The organism is Kitasatospora sp. NPDC048540 (genome assembly GCF_040651175.1).
Lineage (GTDB): Bacteria > Actinomycetota > Actinomycetes > Streptomycetales > Streptomycetaceae > Kitasatospora.
In genome coordinates this window covers 52,667-68,565 of sequence record NZ_JBEZIR010000017.1, presented here as the reverse complement: position 1 = coordinate 68,565, position 15,899 = coordinate 52,667, and the positions used below count along the sequence as shown (strand labels likewise).

Genomic DNA, 15,899 nt, shown 5'->3' with positions numbered 1-15,899 from the left:
CTCAGCGAGCCCACATGCTATGCACCAGCCGACTCACGGACAAGGTTCACGGCACCCACACAACCGCCCTGACCTGCGACGATCTCCGCAGGCTCGATGACTTAAGGCCGCTTTAGGGTTCCCTTGACCCTCGGCGAAGGCTCGGCACGGCCGGAAACAGCCGGTCCACCGGCCTCACGGGCCGCGCCGGAGCAGGGTGCGGGAGCACCACCTCCGCCGCGCGGTCGGCCAGGGCCCAGCCGCCGGCTGCGGCTAGCGCCGCGGGCCGCCGCCCGGCCGTATCGCGGCCGACAGGTCCTCCGCGGACCGCAACGGGCAGAGCACGCCGTTGAGCAGGGCGGCGGAGATGGTGACCTGGTCCGACCACTCGATGACCAGCCGGTCCGCGCCACGCACGTAGCAGTTCCTGCCCCACACCCTGCTCGGCCGGTCGATCTCCGGGAAGTCGGCCGGTCGCGGGGAGAGGATCCGCGACCAACCCGCCCGCTCGATCTCCACGTCCCAAAAGCCCGGGCCAGCTATCATGACGACCTCCTTCAAGGTGCACGATACCTGCACGTCACGGGCGTATCCGGAGTCGTCCCGTCCACGGCCCCCGGCGGCCCCTCCACCCCCGGGCCCGGTGCACCGCACGAGCCCCCCGGCCGCGCTCAGCCGGCCGTTCCCCCCGCCGCGCCGAGGTCGGGGCCGAGGGCGGGGAAGGGCACCCCGGTGAGCTCCTCCGAGCGGTCCCACAGCCGGCGGGCCCTGCGGTCGTCGACGGCGTACGCGCTCGGCTGCGCCGGAGCCGGGTACCCGCGCAGCTCGCCCCGGCCGCCCGGGCCGGTGTAGCTGCCGCCGGGCAGCGGCTGGGTGGCCGCGTACAGGGACGGCAGTGCGCCCTGCTCGTCGGACTGGGCGATCACGCGGTTCGCGACGGCCATCACCAGGCGCTGCACTGCGCCCGCCGAGCGGCTCTGCAGGTTGGTGGCGGCGTAGCCCGGGTGGGCGGCGTGCGCGGTGACCGGGGATCCGGCCGCGGCGAGGCGGTGCTGGAGCTCTCGGGTGAACAGCAGGTTGGCGAGCTTGGACTGCTGGTAGGCGCGCCACGGGCGGTAGGACTTCTCGGAGTTGAGGTCGTCGAAGTCGATGTCCACCCCCGGTCGGCGGTGTGCGTTGGAGGCGACCGTGACGACCCGGCCGGTGATCTGCGGCAGCAGCAGGTTGGTGAGGGCGAAGTGGCCGAGGTGGTTGGTGCCGAACTGCATCTCGAACCCGTCGGCGGTGCGGGCCTCGGGGATGGCCATCACGCCGGCGTTGTTGACCAGGACGTCAAGCGGGCCGTCCCAGCCTGCGGCGAACCCGCGAACGGAGGAGAGGTCGGCCAGGTCCAGGCGCCGCACCTCGGTGCTGCCCTGGATGTCCGCCGCCAGCGCCTCGCCGCGGCGGGTGTCCCTGACGGCCAGCACCACGTGGGCGCCGGCCCCCGCCAGACGGCGGGCGGTGACGGCCCCGAGGCCGCTGGTGGCTCCGGTGACGACGATCGTGCGGCCGGCCTGCGAGGGCAGGTCCGCGGCCGTCCAGTTGCTGTGCGATGTGCTCATACCGCCAGGCTGCCACCGCACCCCTATGTTGTCAATGACTACATCGGTCCGCCCGCACCGCCCGGAACCGGGCCGACCAGCGGTTTGTTAGCATCCCGGCATGCCGGAACGGAGCTACCACCATGGCAATCTGAGGACCGTGCTCCTGGACGAGGCAGAGCGCGCGCTCATCGAGACCGGAGTCCAGGACCTGTCGCTGCGCGCCCTCGCACGGGATGCCGGGGTCAGCCACGGCGCCCCCCGCCGGCACTTCCCCGACCGCGCGGCGCTGCTCGAGGCGCTCGCCGTCCGCGGGTTCGAGAACCTCGCGGCGCGGCTGACCGAGGCCCTCGACGGCGCCCGGGGCGGCTTCGAGCCCCAACTGCGGGCGATCGCCCACGCCTACGTGGCGTTCGCGATCGGCCGGATGCCGCTGGTCGAGCTGATGTTCGCGAGCAAGCACCGCGAGGGCACGGATGCGACGCTGGCGGCGGCCCACGCCGCGTACGCCGTGCCGTTCGCCGCGATCTCGGCCGCCCGGCGCCGCGGCGAACTCCTAGGTACCGACGAACAGGCGGCGGGGCGGCTGGCCTTCGCCACACTGCACGGCCTGGCCGTCCTGCTGAACACCGGCATGATCGCGGACAGCGACGTCGCCGCCACCGTGGACACGGCGGTGGACGGCCTGCTCACCGGCCTCGCCGCCCACCCCGGCCGGGCCGTCGGCGCGTAGGAGCTGTCCGGCCGATCATGTGACTGCGCCTGATCCGCGCGATGTTCCAGGTACGGGGCGCGGAGAACGCGGTGATCCGTCGGACGCGGAGTGGGAACGGCTGCTGCCGTACCTGCGGGCGGGCAACGGCCGGTGCGGGTGGTGGCGTGATGTGTCACACGGGGACGACGACCAGGCCGGCGACGTAGCGGGCGAGCCGTGCCGGACCGTGCCCGGCGAGCGCCCGGTGGACGTAGCCGGGCACCGCGGGCCGCAGCCCGACGGCGACGTGGCGGAGGTGGGCGGTGCGGTGGAACCGCGCCATCGGCCCGGGCCCGTCGAGCAGGGTGACGCCGTCGGCGGCCCGGCCGGCACACTGGTGGTACGCGCACAGGGCGTCGTGCAGGCTCCGGGCGACCGCGCCCGCGCCGGACTGCGGTGCGCTCAGCAACCCGCGCAGCCGAGGGTGCACCCCCTGACCGGCGAGCTCGGCGTCGGTCGCGACGGGCGGGCACGGCCCGGCGCCGCGGGCGAGGAGCGGGGCGAAGGGCACGGCGCCGGCCAGCAGCCCGGGCCCGTCGAGGCCACCGAACCGGAGACCGGCGGCCTCCGCCTCGGCCGCGCGGTGGCGGAGGGTGGCTCGGACGGCCAGGGCGGGCAGCAGCGCCGCGGCGGCGGTGACGGCGTCGGGAGCGGTGGTCGCGGCGGCTGCGGCCTCCTCGGGCCCGGTGTGGAGCAGCAGCGCGGCCGGGACCTCCAGGTGCTCGGCGGTGTACAGCAGCCGGGTGAGCTGGGAGTCCGGGTCGGCCCGCCGGTCCGAGCCGATCCGCCACAGACCCGCGTGGCAGGTGAGGCTCCGCGTCTGGACCAGGCAGCCGAACCCCCGCCCACCGGGCTCCACCCACCACCAGAGCAGGTCGGCGCCGGTGGCCTTGCCGCGGTGGCTGTTGAACGAGACGTACCGGGCGTCGGGCGGCAACTCCTGCAGCAGCTCCCGGACGATCCCCTCCTCCGCCGTGAAACACCCGCGGAAGAGCTCCTGCGCCAGCCTCCGGGGGCGGCGACTGCGCGCTACGGCGCGGCCGTCGATCGGCATGCGCGCGCGGCCGGCCAGACCCATCAGCCGCACCCCTCCTCCGGCGCCCGGACCCGGCGGCGGGCGGCACCCGCCGCCGTGGTCGCACTCATGATGACCCATCGCCTACCCGCCCGGACTGCTACGCCCGGACCGCCCAAGGCATCGTCTCGTCGGGCCGGGCACTACGTCTACCTCGGCACCGTCACCGCAGCAGCACTCGTCGGCCGGCTACGCTCGTGATCGCCAGGACAGCGCTTAGGCGCGTTCAGGGTCAGGGGCGTCCGGGCCCGGGGGCATCCGGGCCGGGCGGCGTCCGGCGTCGGCGGCGCAGCCGGTCGCGGAGCGCCCGGATCCGGCCCGGTCCGGGCTGTTCCCGCGCCGCGGGGGCGGCGCGCCGGGGGGCCGCTCCGCCCGGGGAGCGGTACCGGTCGTAGTGGTACGGGCGGAGGCCGTCCGAGAGGAACGGTTGGCCGCCGTGGTCGATGGTGACGGTGCCGCGCCGGCCGAGGCAGGACCAGTCCAGCTCCAGCCGCCATTCGATCAGCTCACGTTCCCGGTAGCCGTCGGGCCGGACGATCAGGTACTCGGGGGCGCCGGAGGTGACGTAGAACGGGAAGTCGGTCCCGTCGAGGGGCGTCGCGCGCTCCAGCCGGGCCTCCCGGGTGGCTCCGCCGCCGGGCGTGGCGCCGTCCGCGGGTCCGGCTCCGCGGAGGTCGGCGTTGTAGTGGGCGGCGGCCCGGTCGAGCCCGACGCGGAACCGACGGGGGCTCAGGTCCGCCGCGTCCCACCAGCCGAAGCGCGCGATCCGGCGCACCACGACGGGCCGCAGCCCGTGCAGGATGACCGCCTGCGCGGTGAAGCTCTCCACGTAGAGGTGCACGGCGGTGTCCGGGCCGCTGCCGCCGCCTTCGTACGTGTAGCCGGTGCTGTCCGGCTGTTCGGTGTCCACCGTGACCGTCAGCTGCGGCTCCCCCGGGGCTCGCCCGGCGGGCCGGTCGACCGTCAGATGGCCGTGCAGCACGCCGACTTGGATCACCGTCTGCGCCTCGGCGCCGACGATGCGGTTGGAGATGCTGCTCTCGCTGTCCTCCGGCATGCCCCGCCAACGTCCGCCGCCCGCCCGGCGTGCCCGGGCCGGGGCGTGCGGGATCTCCTCAGCGCCCCCTCGTTCCGCCCTCGCACGCCGGTCGGCCGGACGCGCCCTTACTGACGACCGGTCAGCCGCGGTGGTCCGCGATCCGCCGGAGCACGGGGTGGTCGAGGTCGTCGTTGCCGACGACGATCGTGGCGTGCGCGACCGGGTCGGCCTCGGCGAGGTAGCGGCGGCAGGCGGCGTGGTAGCGGTTGTCGAAGGCCCGCTCGGCCTGGGCGAGGGAGCCCATCAGCTCGGTGTCGCGCCGGGTGCCGCGCCGGCGGGCGACAGGGAAGCCGGTGTCGGTGAAGACCACCTCGTCCCACAGTCCGGCCAGTTCGCCGCGCTGCAGGAAGCTGCCGTCCACCACCAGGACCGCGTCCACGGGTGCGGTGGCGGGCGGTTCGTCGATCGCCCGGTCGGTGGAGAGGTCGATGATGCGGCTGCGGTAGCGCCGGTCACCCCCGGGGCCGAGCGGGACCAGGACGTGCCGGGCGAACGCGGGGAAGTCGTAGGCGTCCTGGTAGTAGCCGATGGCGCTGTCGCGGCCCTGCCGGTGGCGGTGGGCGCGCGGGTGGTGGAAGCCGTCCATGGAGAGGTGGATCGCGGCTCGTCCGCGGTCGGACACCGCGGCGGCCAGGGCACGGGCGAGGGTGGTCTTCCCGGCGGCGGTGATGCCGTCCACCGCGACCCGCAGCGGATGTCCGGGCCGCCGGGTGGCGAGGTGGTCGGCGATGCGGCCGATCACCTGGTCCCGGGTGGGCGGTTCCGGCCGGCCCTCGGACCGCGGGGGTTCGTTCTTGATCGGTTCTGTCATTCCGCGAATCGTACTGGTACGTGTGCCGCCCGGGACCGGACCGGACACGCGCTTCGATCGCCCGGGGAGTCCGGACCCGGTGACCTAGCGTGGGACGGATACGCCGTCGTACACGACAGAGAGGTCGACCGACATGACCGGGTTCCCGGAGGGCGCGCCGTGCTGGGCGGACGCGATGTTCGCCGATGTGGAGGGCGCGAAGAGCTTCTACTCGGAGGTGCTGGGCTGGACCTTCGGTGAGGCGTCCAGCGAGTACGGCAACTACACGCAGGCCTACTCCGACGGCAAGGCGGTCGCGGCCGTGGTCCCGCCGATGCCCGGCAGCGAGGCGCCGTCGCAGTGGTGCCTGTACTTCGCGTCGCCCGACGCGGCGGCCACCGCCGGGAAGATCAGGTCCGCGGGCGGTGAGGTGGTGATGGATCCGATGCAGGTCGGCACCTTCGGCACCATGCTGATCGCCAGGGAGCCGAGCGGCGCCGTGTTCGGCGTGTGGCAGCCGGGCGAGCACCGGGGCTTCGAGAAGACCGGCGCGCCGGGCTCCTTCGCCTGGGCGGAGGTCTTCACCCGGGACAACGCAAAGGTCGACGGCTTCCTGCCGAGGGTGTTCCCGTACCGGGCCCAGCAGGTCGACATGGGCGACGACCCGGAGGCCGCCGGCATGGACTACCGGATCTTCGGCCTCGGCGGCAGCGGTCCCGAGAACGCGGTGCTGGGCCGGATGGGCATGGGCGAGGAGTTCCCGCCCGAGGTCCCCGCGTTCATCCAGGTCTACTTCGGCGTGGCGGACTGCGACGAGGCGGTCGCCAAGGCCACGAAGCTGGGCGGCCGGCTCCAGTTCGGTCCGATGGACAGCCCGTTCGGCAGGTTCGCCGCGCTGACGGACCAGCAGGGCGCCGCCTTCGCCGTGATCGACATGACGACCACCGCGGGCGAGATGCCGACCACCACGGACGTCTAGCGGATCCGGCCCGCACCGGCCGGGGCGGGCCGCTGCGGCTCGCCCCGGGCAGGTCCCCGGCCGGGCCGGCCTACTCGACCTGGAAGTTCCCCATCATCGCCATGTCCTCGTGCTCGAGGTTGTGGCAGTGCAGGATGTACCGGCCGGGGTACCCCCGGAACCGTACGAGGACGTCGACCGGCTCCTTCGGCCGGACGTCGACGGTGTCCTTCCAGCCGCCGTCCGACGGGTGCGGGTCGCCGCCGCCCCGGGCCACCACCTGGAAGTGCGCCAGGTGGAGGTGGACCGGGTGGTGGACGTCGCTGATGAAGCGCCACCTCTCCACGCTGCCCAGACGGGTGGTGGCGAGGGTGGTCTCCGGGTCGAAGGACTCGCCGTTGATCGTCCAGGCGTGGCCGCCGTGCGAGGTCCTGGTACGGCGGAAGGAGAACTGGCGGTGCGCGACCGCCTGGTCCTGCGACAGCTCGTCCGGGTCGGCCAGCCGGGCCGGTACCTCGCTGTCGTCGGCGGCCTCCCGGACCACCCGAAAGCGCATGACCCACCGGGTGTCGCCGTCCCCGAGCGTGTTAACCAGGGTGACGGTCGAGCCGACCGGCCAGGCGGAGAAGTCGACGACCACGTCGTAGCGTTCGCCCGGGGCGATGGGGACGGCGTCCAGTTCCACCGGCTCCGCCAGGAGCCCGGCGTCGCTGCCGATCTGGGTGAACGCGGCACCGTCGCGCGGCCCGGGCCGCAGGGCGAGGCGGTAGCGGCGGGCGTTCGAGCCGTTCAGCAGCCGCAACCGGTACCGGGCCGCGTCGACCTCCAGCTCGGGCCAGGGCGCACCGTTGACCAGCACCACGTCCCCGACCACGCCGGCCATGTAGGCGTCCTCGACGCCGGGCGGGTCGATCAGCTCGGGGTCGAGCGACGGGTACCGGAAGTCGCCGTCCTCGTCGAAGGCCCGGTCGCAGATCAGCAGGGGCAGGTCGCGCTCGCCGGAGGGCAGCGGCAGGGCCAGCTCGGCGCTGTCCCGGACCACGAAGAGTCCGAGCAGTCCGCGCCAGACCTGAGGGGCCGTGAAGTCCATCCGGTGGTCGTGGTACCAGAGCGTCGCGGCCCGCTGGTCCAGCGGGTAGCGGTACTCCTTCGTCAGCTCGGTCAGCTGCCGGCCGGCCGCCGGTGCGTCGTGGTGGCCGCCTGCCATCGCGTCGTGGTGCTGCCACCCGGCGGGGACCACCAGGTCGGTCGGATAGCCGTCCGAGTCCGGCGGCGTCACTCCGCCGTGCAGGTGCATCGAGGTGGGGACCGGCAGTTCGTTGCGGACGCTCACCACCACCGGCCGACCGGCCTGTCCGGTGAAGACCGGCCCGGGGAACAGGCCGTCGAAGCCCCACACCCGGGTCCTGACCCCGGGCAGGATCTCGACGTCCGCGGCACGCTGCACCACCTCGAAACGGTCACTGCCGTCGGCCTGCCGCACCGCCTTGGCGAGCGGCGCCACCGGCAGCGGCACCGAGAACGGCTCCGGCAGCTCGATCCGGCTGGTCAGCAACTCCCCGTTGATCACGCTGGCGGCCGCACGGCCCGCGAACACCCCGCTGCCCGCCATCGATCCGAGGCCGCCGGCCAGGACGAGGAAGGTACGACGGCGCAGCGGGCTCACCGGGTGCCCCCCGTGACCGGGTGCGACAGGCCGGGGACGTTGTGCGGTGCCGTCGTCATCCAGATCTCTCCCACTACTGATCCGAGCGCCGGCCCGGACCGTCGGGGTCGGTGTCCGGCGCAGGCGGTCCACACCTTCCTGAGGAAGATGACACAGGGTCAGGAGCCTAACCGGGCGACCTGCTGACCCCGGCGCCGCCGCGCCGGACGGCACGCCGCGACCGGCCGCCGCCGGAGGTCCGGTCGGCCGTACAGGTGACTTCCCCGCCCGGCTGTGCCGGCGGCGCTTCCGCCCGCGGCCGCACGGCCCTCTCCCCCGGCGCGCGGGGGTGGTCAGCCGCCGGTGGGGAGTGTCTCGAAGACCCGGTGCAGGAGGTCGGTGAGCTGGGTGCGTTCGGCGGGGGTGAGCGGGGTCAGGAGGGTGGCCTGGACGGCTTCGGCCTCGGCCTGCAGTTCGGTGAGGGCGGTGAGTCCGGCCGGGGTCGCGTGGACGCGGACGCGGCGGCGGTCGGCGGGGTCGCGGGTGCGCTCGACCCAGGTGGCGGCGGCGAGGTCGTCGACGACCTTGGTGATGTCGCTCGGGTCGACGGAGAGCCGGACGGCCAGCTCGCGCTGGGCGTGCGGGCCGAAGTCCGCGAGTGCGGCGAGCACCGCCATGTGCCACAGGCGCAGCCCGCGGCGGGCCAGCCGTGCGGCGAGCAGGCCGCGGGCGGCCTTGCCGGTTCGCGACAGCAGGTAGGTCGTGAGCCCGGTCAGGCTGGGCGGGAGGGTGTCCGGGGCCGGTTCGGGGTTCATGGCGATGATTCTAGGTGCTCACCTATAGTGGGTGTGGACCCATTATTTCTGGAGGCTACCGCGTGGACGCGCTGCACCCCCGCCTGCTGGTCACCCGCTTCGCCGAGACCTTCCGCTTCTACGACGCCGTGCTGCCCCGGCTCGTCGGCGCCCGCCTGGCGACGGGCGGGCCCGCCGGCCCGTACGCGCACTGGGACGTGGACGGGCAGGGCGTCCTGGTGCTGTTCGAGCGTGCCGCGATGGCGGCGGCGACCGGCCTCACCGCCGCGGAGTCCCCGGCGCCCGGCGGCGGCGCGATGTTCGTCTGCCGGGTGGCGGACGTCGACGCGGGACTGGCACTCTGCCTGGCCCACGGCGCCGAGGAGGTCGCGCCCGCCACCGACCGGCCGTCCTGGGGGCCGACCCTGCGGACCGCGCACCTGCGCGACCCCGAGGGCACGCTGATCGAGCTCCAGTCCTACTGAGGGCCGACCGGCCCGGCGCGGGCGTCCTCATCCGGACGGACGGCGGACCGGCCTTGCGGGCGATGCCCCGGCGCCCGCCGCGGGCCTAGGGTCGGTGCATGACCCGACCGCTGCATCTCGCGACCTATCTGATGGCGTTCGACACCGACCGGCAGACCCTCTTCGACCGCACCCGGACGGGGTTCCTGGTGCGGGCGGCGGTCCTCGCCGAGCTGGCCCGCCGCGGGAGCGTGGCCGACGACGGCGGCACGGTGGCCGTCGCGGAGGCCGAGCCGACCGGCGATCCGGTCCTCGACGCCGCGCTGACCGAGGTCGGTGCCCATGCTCGGCGCTGGAAGGCCTGGATCCGCCGGGACCGCGAGGACACCCTGGAGGCCGTCGAGCAGCAACTGGCCGTCCTGGGCGCGGTGCTGATCGAGGACCGCGACCCGTACGGGCCGCCCGCCCGGCGGCGGGTGCTGGTCCCGGACCCCGCCGAGGCGCTGGCGGTGCAGCGGGCGACCGCGGCGCTGCTGCGCGGCGAGGGCGACCCGGCGCGGGTCGGTCTCGGTGAGGCCGCACTGGCGGCGCTGGCCGCGGCCGGGGGCGTCGGCCTGGTCGTCTCCCGCGGTGAGCGCCGGGCCCACCGCGACCGGGTGACGGCGCTGACCGGGCGGCTGTCGGAGCTGTCGCCGGCCCTGGCCCGCGCGGTGGGCGGCCTCGGCACCACGCTGGTGGCGGCCCAGGGCGGGATGGGCGGCGGCTGAGCCGCGCCTGCGTGAACTCCGGCCACCGGCAACACCGGTGGCCGACACCACCGGTGACCGGGGTCCGGCGCTGCCGGGCCCGCCACCGGCTCAGGCCACCGGCTCGGTGGCGCGGGACGGCCCGGCGGGCGGCTCGGCGGACGGTTCCGCCGATGGCTCGGCGGACAGATCTGCGGACAGGCCTTCGGACGGCTCGGACGGCGGGTCGGCGGGCCGGACGGCGCCCAGCTCCGCGAGCTGCCGGCGCAGTTCGCGGACCTCGGCCGTGAGCTCCAGGATGGCCTGCTGGTTCTGGTGGTCGACACGTTCCTCCGCCTGGAAGCGGGCGACGAACCAGGCCGCGATGTTGGCGGTCACCACACCGAGCAGCGCGATGCCGGAGAGCATCAGGGCGACCGCGAGCAGCCGTCCCAGTCCCGTGGTCGGGGTGAGGTCCCCGTAGCCGACCGTGGTCATCGTGGTGAAGGACCACCAGAGCGCGTCGCCCAGCGTACGGATGCTGGCGGTCGGCGAGGAGCGTTCGATCTCCAGCACGGCCAGGGAACCGAACACCAGCAGGCCGAGCACGACCCCCGCGACATAGGTGGTCAGCCGGACCTGGGAGGCCATCCGCACCCGCCGCCCGGCCAGCAGCAGGGTGGAGACCAGGCGCAGCAGCCGCAGCGGCTGGACCAGGGGCAGCAGGACCGAGGCGAGGTCGAGCGGGTTGCTGCGGACGAAGGTCCAGCGCTGCTCGGCGAGGAGCAGCCGCATGCCGTAGTCCACGGCGAACGCCGCCCAGGCGGCCCACTCCACCCAGGTCGCACCGTGCAGGACCCACGGCCGGGCGTCGGGGGCGAGGATCGGCACGGCGTACGCCACGGCGAACACGACGGACAGGGCGATCAGCGGGTTCTGGGTGCGGTGTTCCCAGCGTTCGCGGCGGGTCATCCGGATGGCCTGCTTCCTGGCTGGTCGGCGTGTCGGGCCCTTCGACGGCGGGTGGAGCCGTGGCCATTGTGCCGGGCGCCGCGGGGTGGCGGCGGACGCCGAGCGGGCGGGTGGCGGCGGGTGACGGCGGGTGGTCCAGCTGCTGGGAAGCGTCCTCCCGGGTTGGGCTCATCAGCGCCTGGCAGACTCCCCGGCCTGCGCCGTTTCCGCCTTCGCCGCCGTACTGCCGCCCCCGGGCCCGCGGCTGCGGCGCAGCATCCTGGCGGACAGCGCCGAGCGGTTCGCCGAGCCGCTGGCCGTCACCGCCGGGACGGCCTTCCGCTCGGCGACCGACCTCGCGCCGGTGACCCTGGCCAGTCACCTCGCCCACGCCACCGGCCGGGCCGTCACCGGCGAGCTCGAGCACGGCTACTTCTGCGTGGACAGCGGGGACGACCTCGGGCGGCTGCGCGATCTGGCGGACCGCCGCTGGGCCGACACCTTCTGCCTCGCGGACGGTGTGCGCGACGCGATTCCGCGGGCGGAACAGGACCGCGCCGTCCGGGCCTTCCTACGGGACTGTTTCCCGGTCCCCTCCCCGTTCGAGGATCCGGCCGCGGGCGACCTCGGCCCGGCCGGTCCCGGCCCCGGCCCCGGCCCCGTTTCACCGTGCGGCACCCCCGCGCCCGACGGCCGCCCGGACGTCCTGGCGTTCTGACGTCCTGGTGCCCTGGTGTCCTGGTGTCGTCACCGGTGCAGTCGGCGGATCATGGTGGTGTTCCCTCCCCCGGCACGAGGGCCGTCGGCCGTCGGCCGGGCCCGCGGTTCGACCGATCGGAGCACGCCCGTGACCGCCGGCCCCACCGGCGCCCCGCTGCGCATCCTCACGGTCTGCCTGGGCAACTACTGCCGCAGCCCGCTCGCCGCCGCGGTGCTCGCCGCCAAGGCGGGCGCGGCCGCCGAGGTGAGCTCCGCCGGCCTGCTCGACCTGTGGGTCGGCGGGACCGCCCACCCCACGATGATCGCCGCCGCGGCCGGGCTCGGCTACGACCTCTCCGGCCACCGCCCCGTCCGGGTGGACGCCGCGATGCTCGACCGGGCGGACGTCGTCCTCGCCATGGACCGCTCCGTGCTGGAGCGGCTGCGGTCCCTCGGCGGTGCCCGGAACGCCGCCAAGATCCGCCTCTACCTGGACGGCCGGGACGTGCCCGACCCGATGGGCGGCACCGCCGAGGACTTCGCCGCCAGCGCGGCGATCATCGAAGCCGGGGCCGCCCGTCACCTGCCCTGACACCTGGCTCGGGGCTCGGGGCTCAGGGCTCAGGGGGCCGCTACCGCTGTTTGGCGTAGTCCGACAACCCCTGCCAGTCGATGACGACGCAGGGCTCGTCGCCCACCACCCAGGCGTCGTGGCCGGGCGGGCAGACCATGAAGTCACCGGGCCCGAAGTCGGCCGACTCGCCGTCGTCCATCACGATGTGCATCCGGCCGGAGATCACGTACCCCATGTGCGAGGCCTGGCAGGTCTCGGTACCCGCGAGCGGCTTGATGTGCGTCGACCACTTCCAGCCGGGCTCGAAGGTCCCCCGGCCCACCGCTCCCGCGTCCAGGTTGACCAACTCCACCTTCCCCGAGTCCTGCTCGAAGGGCCGGACCTCCTCGGGGCTGTCGAAACTCTTGCGGATCAGACCAGACATGACGTGCTCCTCACCCGAACGCCGGGATCCCTCCCTCCAGTCTCGGCTCCGGAGCCCCGGACGGCGACGCGCGGCCGGGCCTGGCCCGATCGTATCGACCCGGCCCGGTCAGCTCAGCCGGGATGTGGGGCGGGCAGGTCGGCGAGCATGCCCACAGGGTGTACCCGGAGCCGCTGGCCTCGATGTGGCCTGCGGGGGCGCGGTCGACCGCTTCGACGCGGTGGCGGTGGCACCTGGTGCAGCGCCGAGCAGGGACAGGGATGCGGGGCCACGTATCGCCGAGGGCGGTCAGGTCGTCGTCCTTGTAGGCAAGGTGTTCGCGGAGCTGCGCCGCCGTCAGCTGATCCGAACCGAGTTGGGAGTGGGGTCCCTCGTCACAGACCCGAGCGAGCGGCCCAAGGAGTACGCCCCGCCCTGCCGGATCACCAGGGGACGGGGCAAGGGCGCAGGGTAGGCGATGGTCGTTGCTTGAATGCGACGCCCTCCCCCACCGAGCCTATCCGGCTCAGATCGGGAGATCCCAGCCCGGACCGTCCGCGGTACCGAGCCAGACCCGCTGTCGTTCTTCGGACACGGTAATCCCGAAGCCGTCCTGGTGCGGCTTGCCTGCCGCCTGCCAGGCTTCGACGGCGGCTTCCACCTGGTCCCATAGCCGGAGTGGGCCGCGCTGGAGCACGGTCCACCCGCCGTCAGGGTTGGGCATGGTTCGGGCCTGCGATCCGGTGGCCACGTCCGAGAGGATCTGTTGCCTGCCCGCGCCCATCCGCTCGGCCGACGGTGCCGCGAGCTGTGCGACCCACCCGCCCGTCCACGTGCTAATGACCTCGGGGTCGATCCTGCTGGGCCTCTCGTTGCCGGGCAGCAGTGACAGGCTCTGGCGGGGCGGCCGGTCGTGCGGGCGGGCGATCATGAAACTGGTGAAGCCCGGGAGGAAGCGGCCTGTGGCCTCTCCGGGGGCGGTCACGGTGAGCAGGGCGAGGCCGAATGCGTAGGACCAACCGGAAAGGGTCACCAGGATCTTTCCGCCCGGCTTGACCTGGTGCAGCCACGGGGGCGGGACGTAGCGAACCGCACAGGTGGCGATGAGCCGGTCGTAATCGTCTCCGTTCGGGTCGCCGAGCAGCCCGTCACCGATGATCAGGCGGGGTGCGTAGCCGGCGGCTTTGATGGCAGCGGCGGCGGCCCCACCTACCACGGGGTCGTATTCGATGCTGGTGATGTTGGTGTCCCCGAGGCGGTGCGCACCGAGGGCGGTCGAGTAGCCCGTTCCTGTGCCGATCTCCAACACGCGATGCCCGGCCTCGGTGTCGAGCTGGTGCCACATGCGCAGGACCAGGGACGGCAGGGTGGATGACGAAGACGGGGCGCCGGTCACGGTGCCGTCGGGCACGTCCTCGGGGCGGGTTCGCCCGTCCAGTTGGGTGATGAGGGTCTGATTCGCGTAGACGCTCTCCAGCCATCCGGGCTCGCCCTCGCGGAAGGGCCGGTACTCGGTCGGGTTGCTCCCTTCGACCGGAAGGAAGTACGACCCGACGAACAGTTCCCGGGGGACGGTCTTCGCGGCGCGGTCCCACGAGGGATCGGTCACCAGGTCGTCCCTGGTGAAAGCGGCCACCATGGCTGCGCGGAGTTCGGCCGATGTGCTCACGTGTCGGAGCCTTTCTCTAGCTGGTCGGCGAGGGCATCGGCGATTGCTGCGGTGGTCTCCGCCGGCTGCCATGCCCACTGCCCGTTGGCGTTGCATTCAAAGAAGTACCAGGCGCCGTCAGAGGTCACGGCGAAGTCGAACGCGCCGAACACCAGGCCGAGTTCGGCAAGGTAGGCGGCGACCGGACGCGCGACCGCCTCGGGGATCTCGACAGGCGTGCACGTCATCAGGTCTTGCCGGTGGCGCCAGTCGAGATCGGGGCTGTCGATCCGGACCCCGAACAGGCGGTCACCGACGGCCGTCACCCGCACGTCGAACACCTTCGGCACCTTGGCTTGGAACAGGTGGGGACACGCGGACACCGCCTCGGTGATCTCGCTCGGGTCGACTCCCCGTACCCACACCTGTTGCGCAGTTCCCTCCGCGTTCCGGTACCGGCTGTCCCACAGTGGTTTGTAGACAGCTCCGCCGGGTTGGTTCGCGCAGAACTCGCGAGCCTCGTCCGGGTCTGCGGTGATGACCGTGTCCGGGACCAGGAATCCACACCGGGCGGCGGCAGCGAGCTGCGCGGGCTTGTACTCCGCATTGCGGATTCGCCACGGGTGGTTGACGTAATGCGCCCCGGGAAGGCACGCGAGGATGCCCCCCGTGCCCCAGAAGGCCTGTGCACTGACGAACTTCGCGTCGTGATCGGCCAGTCCGGGCGGCGCTTCGTACGGCGAGGGCCTGCGGACCCAGACAGACCGGACGTCGGTGATGTCGAGTTCCCGGCTCGGCGTACGCAGGGTGCCCCACTGTCCGTTCGTACGGTACGTGGCGGACAGCGAGGCACCCGTGCGCAGATCGGCGCCGGGATCGACACGGACAACCGGTACTCGGCGGTCAGCAAGGATGCGTAGCACCACATCGGCTGTCACGTCGTACGGGTTGGTCAGGACCAGTACGGCCCGGTGTCGACCCCCGGACATCAGCCCGTGCCCTGGTCCTGGTCGTTGGCCGGGATGCTGTCCATGTCGGTCGTCGGGTTCGCGCCCTGCCCGTCGCCGCCGCCCGTACTGGTGGGCGTGCTGGTGTTGGTGCTGGTGCCGTGCGCGCCCATCTCAACCGTGCGGCCGTGCTGGTCCACGATCACGGCCATTTGCGTCTCGGGGTCGATCACGGGGGTAAGGGCCGGGATCGCCGGTGAATCGGCGTACGGCCCCATGCGGGTCGTACCCCACGGTGCAGTTGTCATCTGTTCTGCGCCTCCGTTTCGCTGGTGGTGCTGACAGGATCAACAGCCCGGCCGGGTAGCCGAGTTGTGTCATCCCACCCCGATCGGCTCGGCCTGTCCAGGGCTGAGAACGGGAGGGGTGGAAGTGGCGCCCCGCCCCGAGCGGAATGGACCTCAACCACGGCCCGGGACGGGAGATTTGGGCCTGCTCTGGTCCATGAGGAGGGGGAGCCTCATGGATGGGACACCAGAGCGGGCGATCTAGGCGCGGACAGGGGCGCGGTGGCGCGCTTCCGCGTGTCTTCGGCGTCGCAGGGCCCGAGACCACTGCGCGACCCGGTGCGCTCGCTGGCCGGCGAGGGTGCCGAGCTGGTGCCAGCGCTGCACAACGGTGAGCCTCTGCCGGAGACCGGCGAGGCACCAGCGGCAGACCGACAGAGGCAGTTCGGCGCCGTCCAACTCGGCCCCACCGAGGGGCGTCACGTCCCGCTCGGCGAGGCAGCCCCAGCACAGTCCGGGCAGCC

General features: G+C 73.6%; 18 protein-coding genes. 6 read left to right on the top strand and 12 right to left on the bottom strand.

The features are described from left to right. Positions 1-252 precede the first annotated feature (252 nt). Both AB0D08_RS09985 and AB0D08_RS09980 read right to left on the bottom strand, forming a co-directional pair. Positions 253-525: a hypothetical protein gene (locus AB0D08_RS09985; RefSeq protein ID WP_149038645.1), complete on the bottom strand. Its 273-nt coding sequence runs from the start codon at positions 523-525 to the stop codon at positions 253-255. Between the two features lie 125 nt (positions 526-650). Then, on the bottom strand, positions 651-1,583 hold the full coding sequence (locus AB0D08_RS09980) for an oxidoreductase (RefSeq protein WP_033825214.1): 933 nt from the start codon (positions 1,581-1,583) through the stop codon (positions 651-653). Positions 1,584-1,683: 100 nt separating this feature from the next. Here AB0D08_RS09980 and AB0D08_RS09975 point away from each other — a divergent pair, with 100 nt between their 5' ends. Beyond that, positions 1,684-2,295, top strand: coding sequence for a TetR/AcrR family transcriptional regulator (locus tag AB0D08_RS09975; RefSeq protein ID WP_033825215.1), 612 nt, complete (start codon positions 1,684-1,686; stop codon positions 2,293-2,295). Positions 2,296-2,449: 154 nt separating this feature from the next. Here the strand turns inward: AB0D08_RS09975 and AB0D08_RS09970 are convergent, their stop codons facing one another. The 3 genes from AB0D08_RS09970 to AB0D08_RS09960 all read right to left on the bottom strand — a co-directional run bounded on the left by AB0D08_RS09970 (position 2,450) and on the right by AB0D08_RS09960 (position 5,301). Further along, complete coding sequence (locus AB0D08_RS09970) at positions 2,450-3,394, bottom strand: hypothetical protein (RefSeq protein WP_359887450.1); 945 nt, start codon at positions 3,392-3,394, stop codon at positions 2,450-2,452. A 229-nt stretch (positions 3,395-3,623) separates the two neighbouring features. Then, positions 3,624-4,448 (bottom strand): hypothetical protein, encoded by an 825-nt coding sequence (locus tag AB0D08_RS09965; protein ID WP_033825217.1) that lies wholly within the window; start codon positions 4,446-4,448, stop codon positions 3,624-3,626. 121 nt (positions 4,449-4,569) lie between these two features. Then, positions 4,570-5,301, bottom strand: a complete 732-nt coding sequence (locus AB0D08_RS09960; RefSeq protein ID WP_051814174.1) for a hypothetical protein — start codon at positions 5,299-5,301, stop codon at positions 4,570-4,572. A gap of 133 nt (positions 5,302-5,434) precedes the next feature. Between AB0D08_RS09960 and AB0D08_RS09955 the strand changes: the two genes are divergently transcribed. After that, a complete protein-coding gene (locus AB0D08_RS09955; protein ID WP_359887446.1) occupies positions 5,435-6,259 on the top strand; it encodes a VOC family protein in 825 nt (274 codons plus the stop codon). A gap of 70 nt (positions 6,260-6,329) precedes the next feature. On the opposite strand, the gene AB0D08_RS09950 is transcribed toward AB0D08_RS09955, so the two are convergent. Together AB0D08_RS09950 and AB0D08_RS09945 are read right to left on the bottom strand one after the other, a co-directional pair. Then, complete coding sequence (locus AB0D08_RS09950; RefSeq protein WP_359887443.1) at positions 6,330-7,904, bottom strand: multicopper oxidase family protein; 1,575 nt, start codon at positions 7,902-7,904, stop codon at positions 6,330-6,332. 332 nt (positions 7,905-8,236) lie between these two features. Then, positions 8,237-8,698 carry a MarR family winged helix-turn-helix transcriptional regulator gene (locus AB0D08_RS09945; RefSeq protein ID WP_359887440.1) on the bottom strand — a complete coding sequence of 154 codons (462 nt, stop codon included), beginning with the start codon at positions 8,696-8,698 and terminating at the stop codon, positions 8,237-8,239. Between the two features lie 62 nt (positions 8,699-8,760). Here AB0D08_RS09945 and AB0D08_RS09940 point away from each other — a divergent pair, with 62 nt between their 5' ends. Both AB0D08_RS09940 and AB0D08_RS09935 read left to right on the top strand, forming a co-directional pair. Continuing rightward, complete coding sequence (locus AB0D08_RS09940) at positions 8,761-9,162, top strand: VOC family protein (RefSeq protein WP_033825221.1); 402 nt, start codon at positions 8,761-8,763, stop codon at positions 9,160-9,162. Positions 9,163-9,260: 98 nt separating this feature from the next. Then, a complete protein-coding gene (locus AB0D08_RS09935; RefSeq protein ID WP_033825222.1) occupies positions 9,261-9,908 on the top strand; it encodes a GPP34 family phosphoprotein in 648 nt (215 codons plus the stop codon). A gap of 90 nt (positions 9,909-9,998) precedes the next feature. Here AB0D08_RS09935 and AB0D08_RS09930 read toward each other — a convergent pair whose 3' ends face one another. Then, the gene (locus AB0D08_RS09930; protein ID WP_063794528.1) at positions 9,999-10,838 is read right to left on the bottom strand and encodes a potassium channel family protein; all 840 of its coding nucleotides are present in this window, start codon (positions 10,836-10,838) and stop codon (positions 9,999-10,001) included. Positions 10,839-10,968: 130 nt separating this feature from the next. Between AB0D08_RS09930 and AB0D08_RS09925 the strand changes: the two genes are divergently transcribed. Both AB0D08_RS09925 and AB0D08_RS09920 read left to right on the top strand, forming a co-directional pair. Further along, positions 10,969-11,535, top strand: a complete 567-nt coding sequence (locus AB0D08_RS09925; RefSeq protein WP_359887436.1) for a stealth conserved region 3 domain-containing protein — start codon at positions 10,969-10,971, stop codon at positions 11,533-11,535. 129 nt (positions 11,536-11,664) lie between these two features. Next, entirely contained in the window at positions 11,665-12,108 is a 444-nt protein-coding gene (locus AB0D08_RS09920; protein WP_359887433.1) for a low molecular weight phosphotyrosine protein phosphatase, read from the top strand. A gap of 40 nt (positions 12,109-12,148) precedes the next feature. Here the strand turns inward: AB0D08_RS09920 and AB0D08_RS09915 are convergent, their stop codons facing one another. The 4 genes from AB0D08_RS09915 to AB0D08_RS09900 all read right to left on the bottom strand — a co-directional run bounded on the left by AB0D08_RS09915 (position 12,149) and on the right by AB0D08_RS09900 (position 15,366). Continuing rightward, the gene (locus AB0D08_RS09915; protein WP_033825223.1) at positions 12,149-12,514 is read right to left on the bottom strand and encodes a cupin domain-containing protein; all 366 of its coding nucleotides are present in this window, start codon (positions 12,512-12,514) and stop codon (positions 12,149-12,151) included. Between the two features lie 505 nt (positions 12,515-13,019). After that, positions 13,020-14,162, bottom strand: a complete 1,143-nt coding sequence (gene tgmC, locus AB0D08_RS09910) for an ATP-grasp peptide maturase system methyltransferase (protein ID WP_359887431.1) — start codon at positions 14,160-14,162, stop codon at positions 13,020-13,022. After that, positions 14,159-15,130: an ATP-grasp ribosomal peptide maturase gene (gene tgmB, locus AB0D08_RS09905; protein WP_359887428.1), complete on the bottom strand. Its 972-nt coding sequence runs from the start codon at positions 15,128-15,130 to the stop codon at positions 14,159-14,161. The genes tgmC and tgmB overlap by 4 nt, the downstream gene beginning before the upstream one ends. After that, the gene (locus AB0D08_RS09900; RefSeq protein ID WP_359887507.1) at positions 15,130-15,366 is read right to left on the bottom strand and encodes a putative ATP-grasp-modified RiPP; all 237 of its coding nucleotides are present in this window, start codon (positions 15,364-15,366) and stop codon (positions 15,130-15,132) included. Before AB0D08_RS09900 ends, tgmB begins: the two co-directional genes overlap by 1 nt. Positions 15,367-15,899: the final 533 nt, after the last annotated feature.

What these genes read in the sequence shown, in the direction of transcription:
- AB0D08_RS09900 (WP_359887507.1), bottom strand. Translation starts at nt 15,366, where the DNA reads ATGGGGCCGTACGCCGATTCACCGGCGATCCCGGCCCTTACCCCCGTG.
- AB0D08_RS09960 (WP_051814174.1), bottom strand. Translation starts at nt 5,301, where the DNA reads ATGACAGAACCGATCAAGAACGAACCCCCGCGGTCCGAGGGCCGGCCG.
- AB0D08_RS09965 (WP_033825217.1), bottom strand. Translation starts at nt 4,448, where the DNA reads ATGCCGGAGGACAGCGAGAGCAGCATCTCCAACCGCATCGTCGGCGCC.
- AB0D08_RS09955 (WP_359887446.1), top strand. Translation starts at nt 5,435, where the DNA reads ATGACCGGGTTCCCGGAGGGCGCGCCGTGCTGGGCGGACGCGATGTTC.
- AB0D08_RS09980 (WP_033825214.1), bottom strand. Translation starts at nt 1,583, where the DNA reads ATGAGCACATCGCACAGCAACTGGACGGCCGCGGACCTGCCCTCGCAG.
- AB0D08_RS09970 (WP_359887450.1), bottom strand. Translation starts at nt 3,394, where the DNA reads ATGGGTCTGGCCGGCCGCGCGCGCATGCCGATCGACGGCCGCGCCGTA.
- AB0D08_RS09930 (WP_063794528.1), bottom strand. Translation starts at nt 10,838, where the DNA reads ATGACCCGCCGCGAACGCTGGGAACACCGCACCCAGAACCCGCTGATC.
- AB0D08_RS09945 (WP_359887440.1), bottom strand. Translation starts at nt 8,698, where the DNA reads ATGAACCCCGAACCGGCCCCGGACACCCTCCCGCCCAGCCTGACCGGG.
- AB0D08_RS09935 (WP_033825222.1), top strand. Translation starts at nt 9,261, where the DNA reads ATGACCCGACCGCTGCATCTCGCGACCTATCTGATGGCGTTCGACACC.
- AB0D08_RS09985 (WP_149038645.1), bottom strand. Translation starts at nt 525, where the DNA reads ATGATAGCTGGCCCGGGCTTTTGGGACGTGGAGATCGAGCGGGCGGGT.
- AB0D08_RS09915 (WP_033825223.1), bottom strand. Translation starts at nt 12,514, where the DNA reads ATGTCTGGTCTGATCCGCAAGAGTTTCGACAGCCCCGAGGAGGTCCGG.
- tgmB (WP_359887428.1), bottom strand. Translation starts at nt 15,130, where the DNA reads ATGTCCGGGGGTCGACACCGGGCCGTACTGGTCCTGACCAACCCGTAC.
- AB0D08_RS09975 (WP_033825215.1), top strand. Translation starts at nt 1,684, where the DNA reads ATGCCGGAACGGAGCTACCACCATGGCAATCTGAGGACCGTGCTCCTG.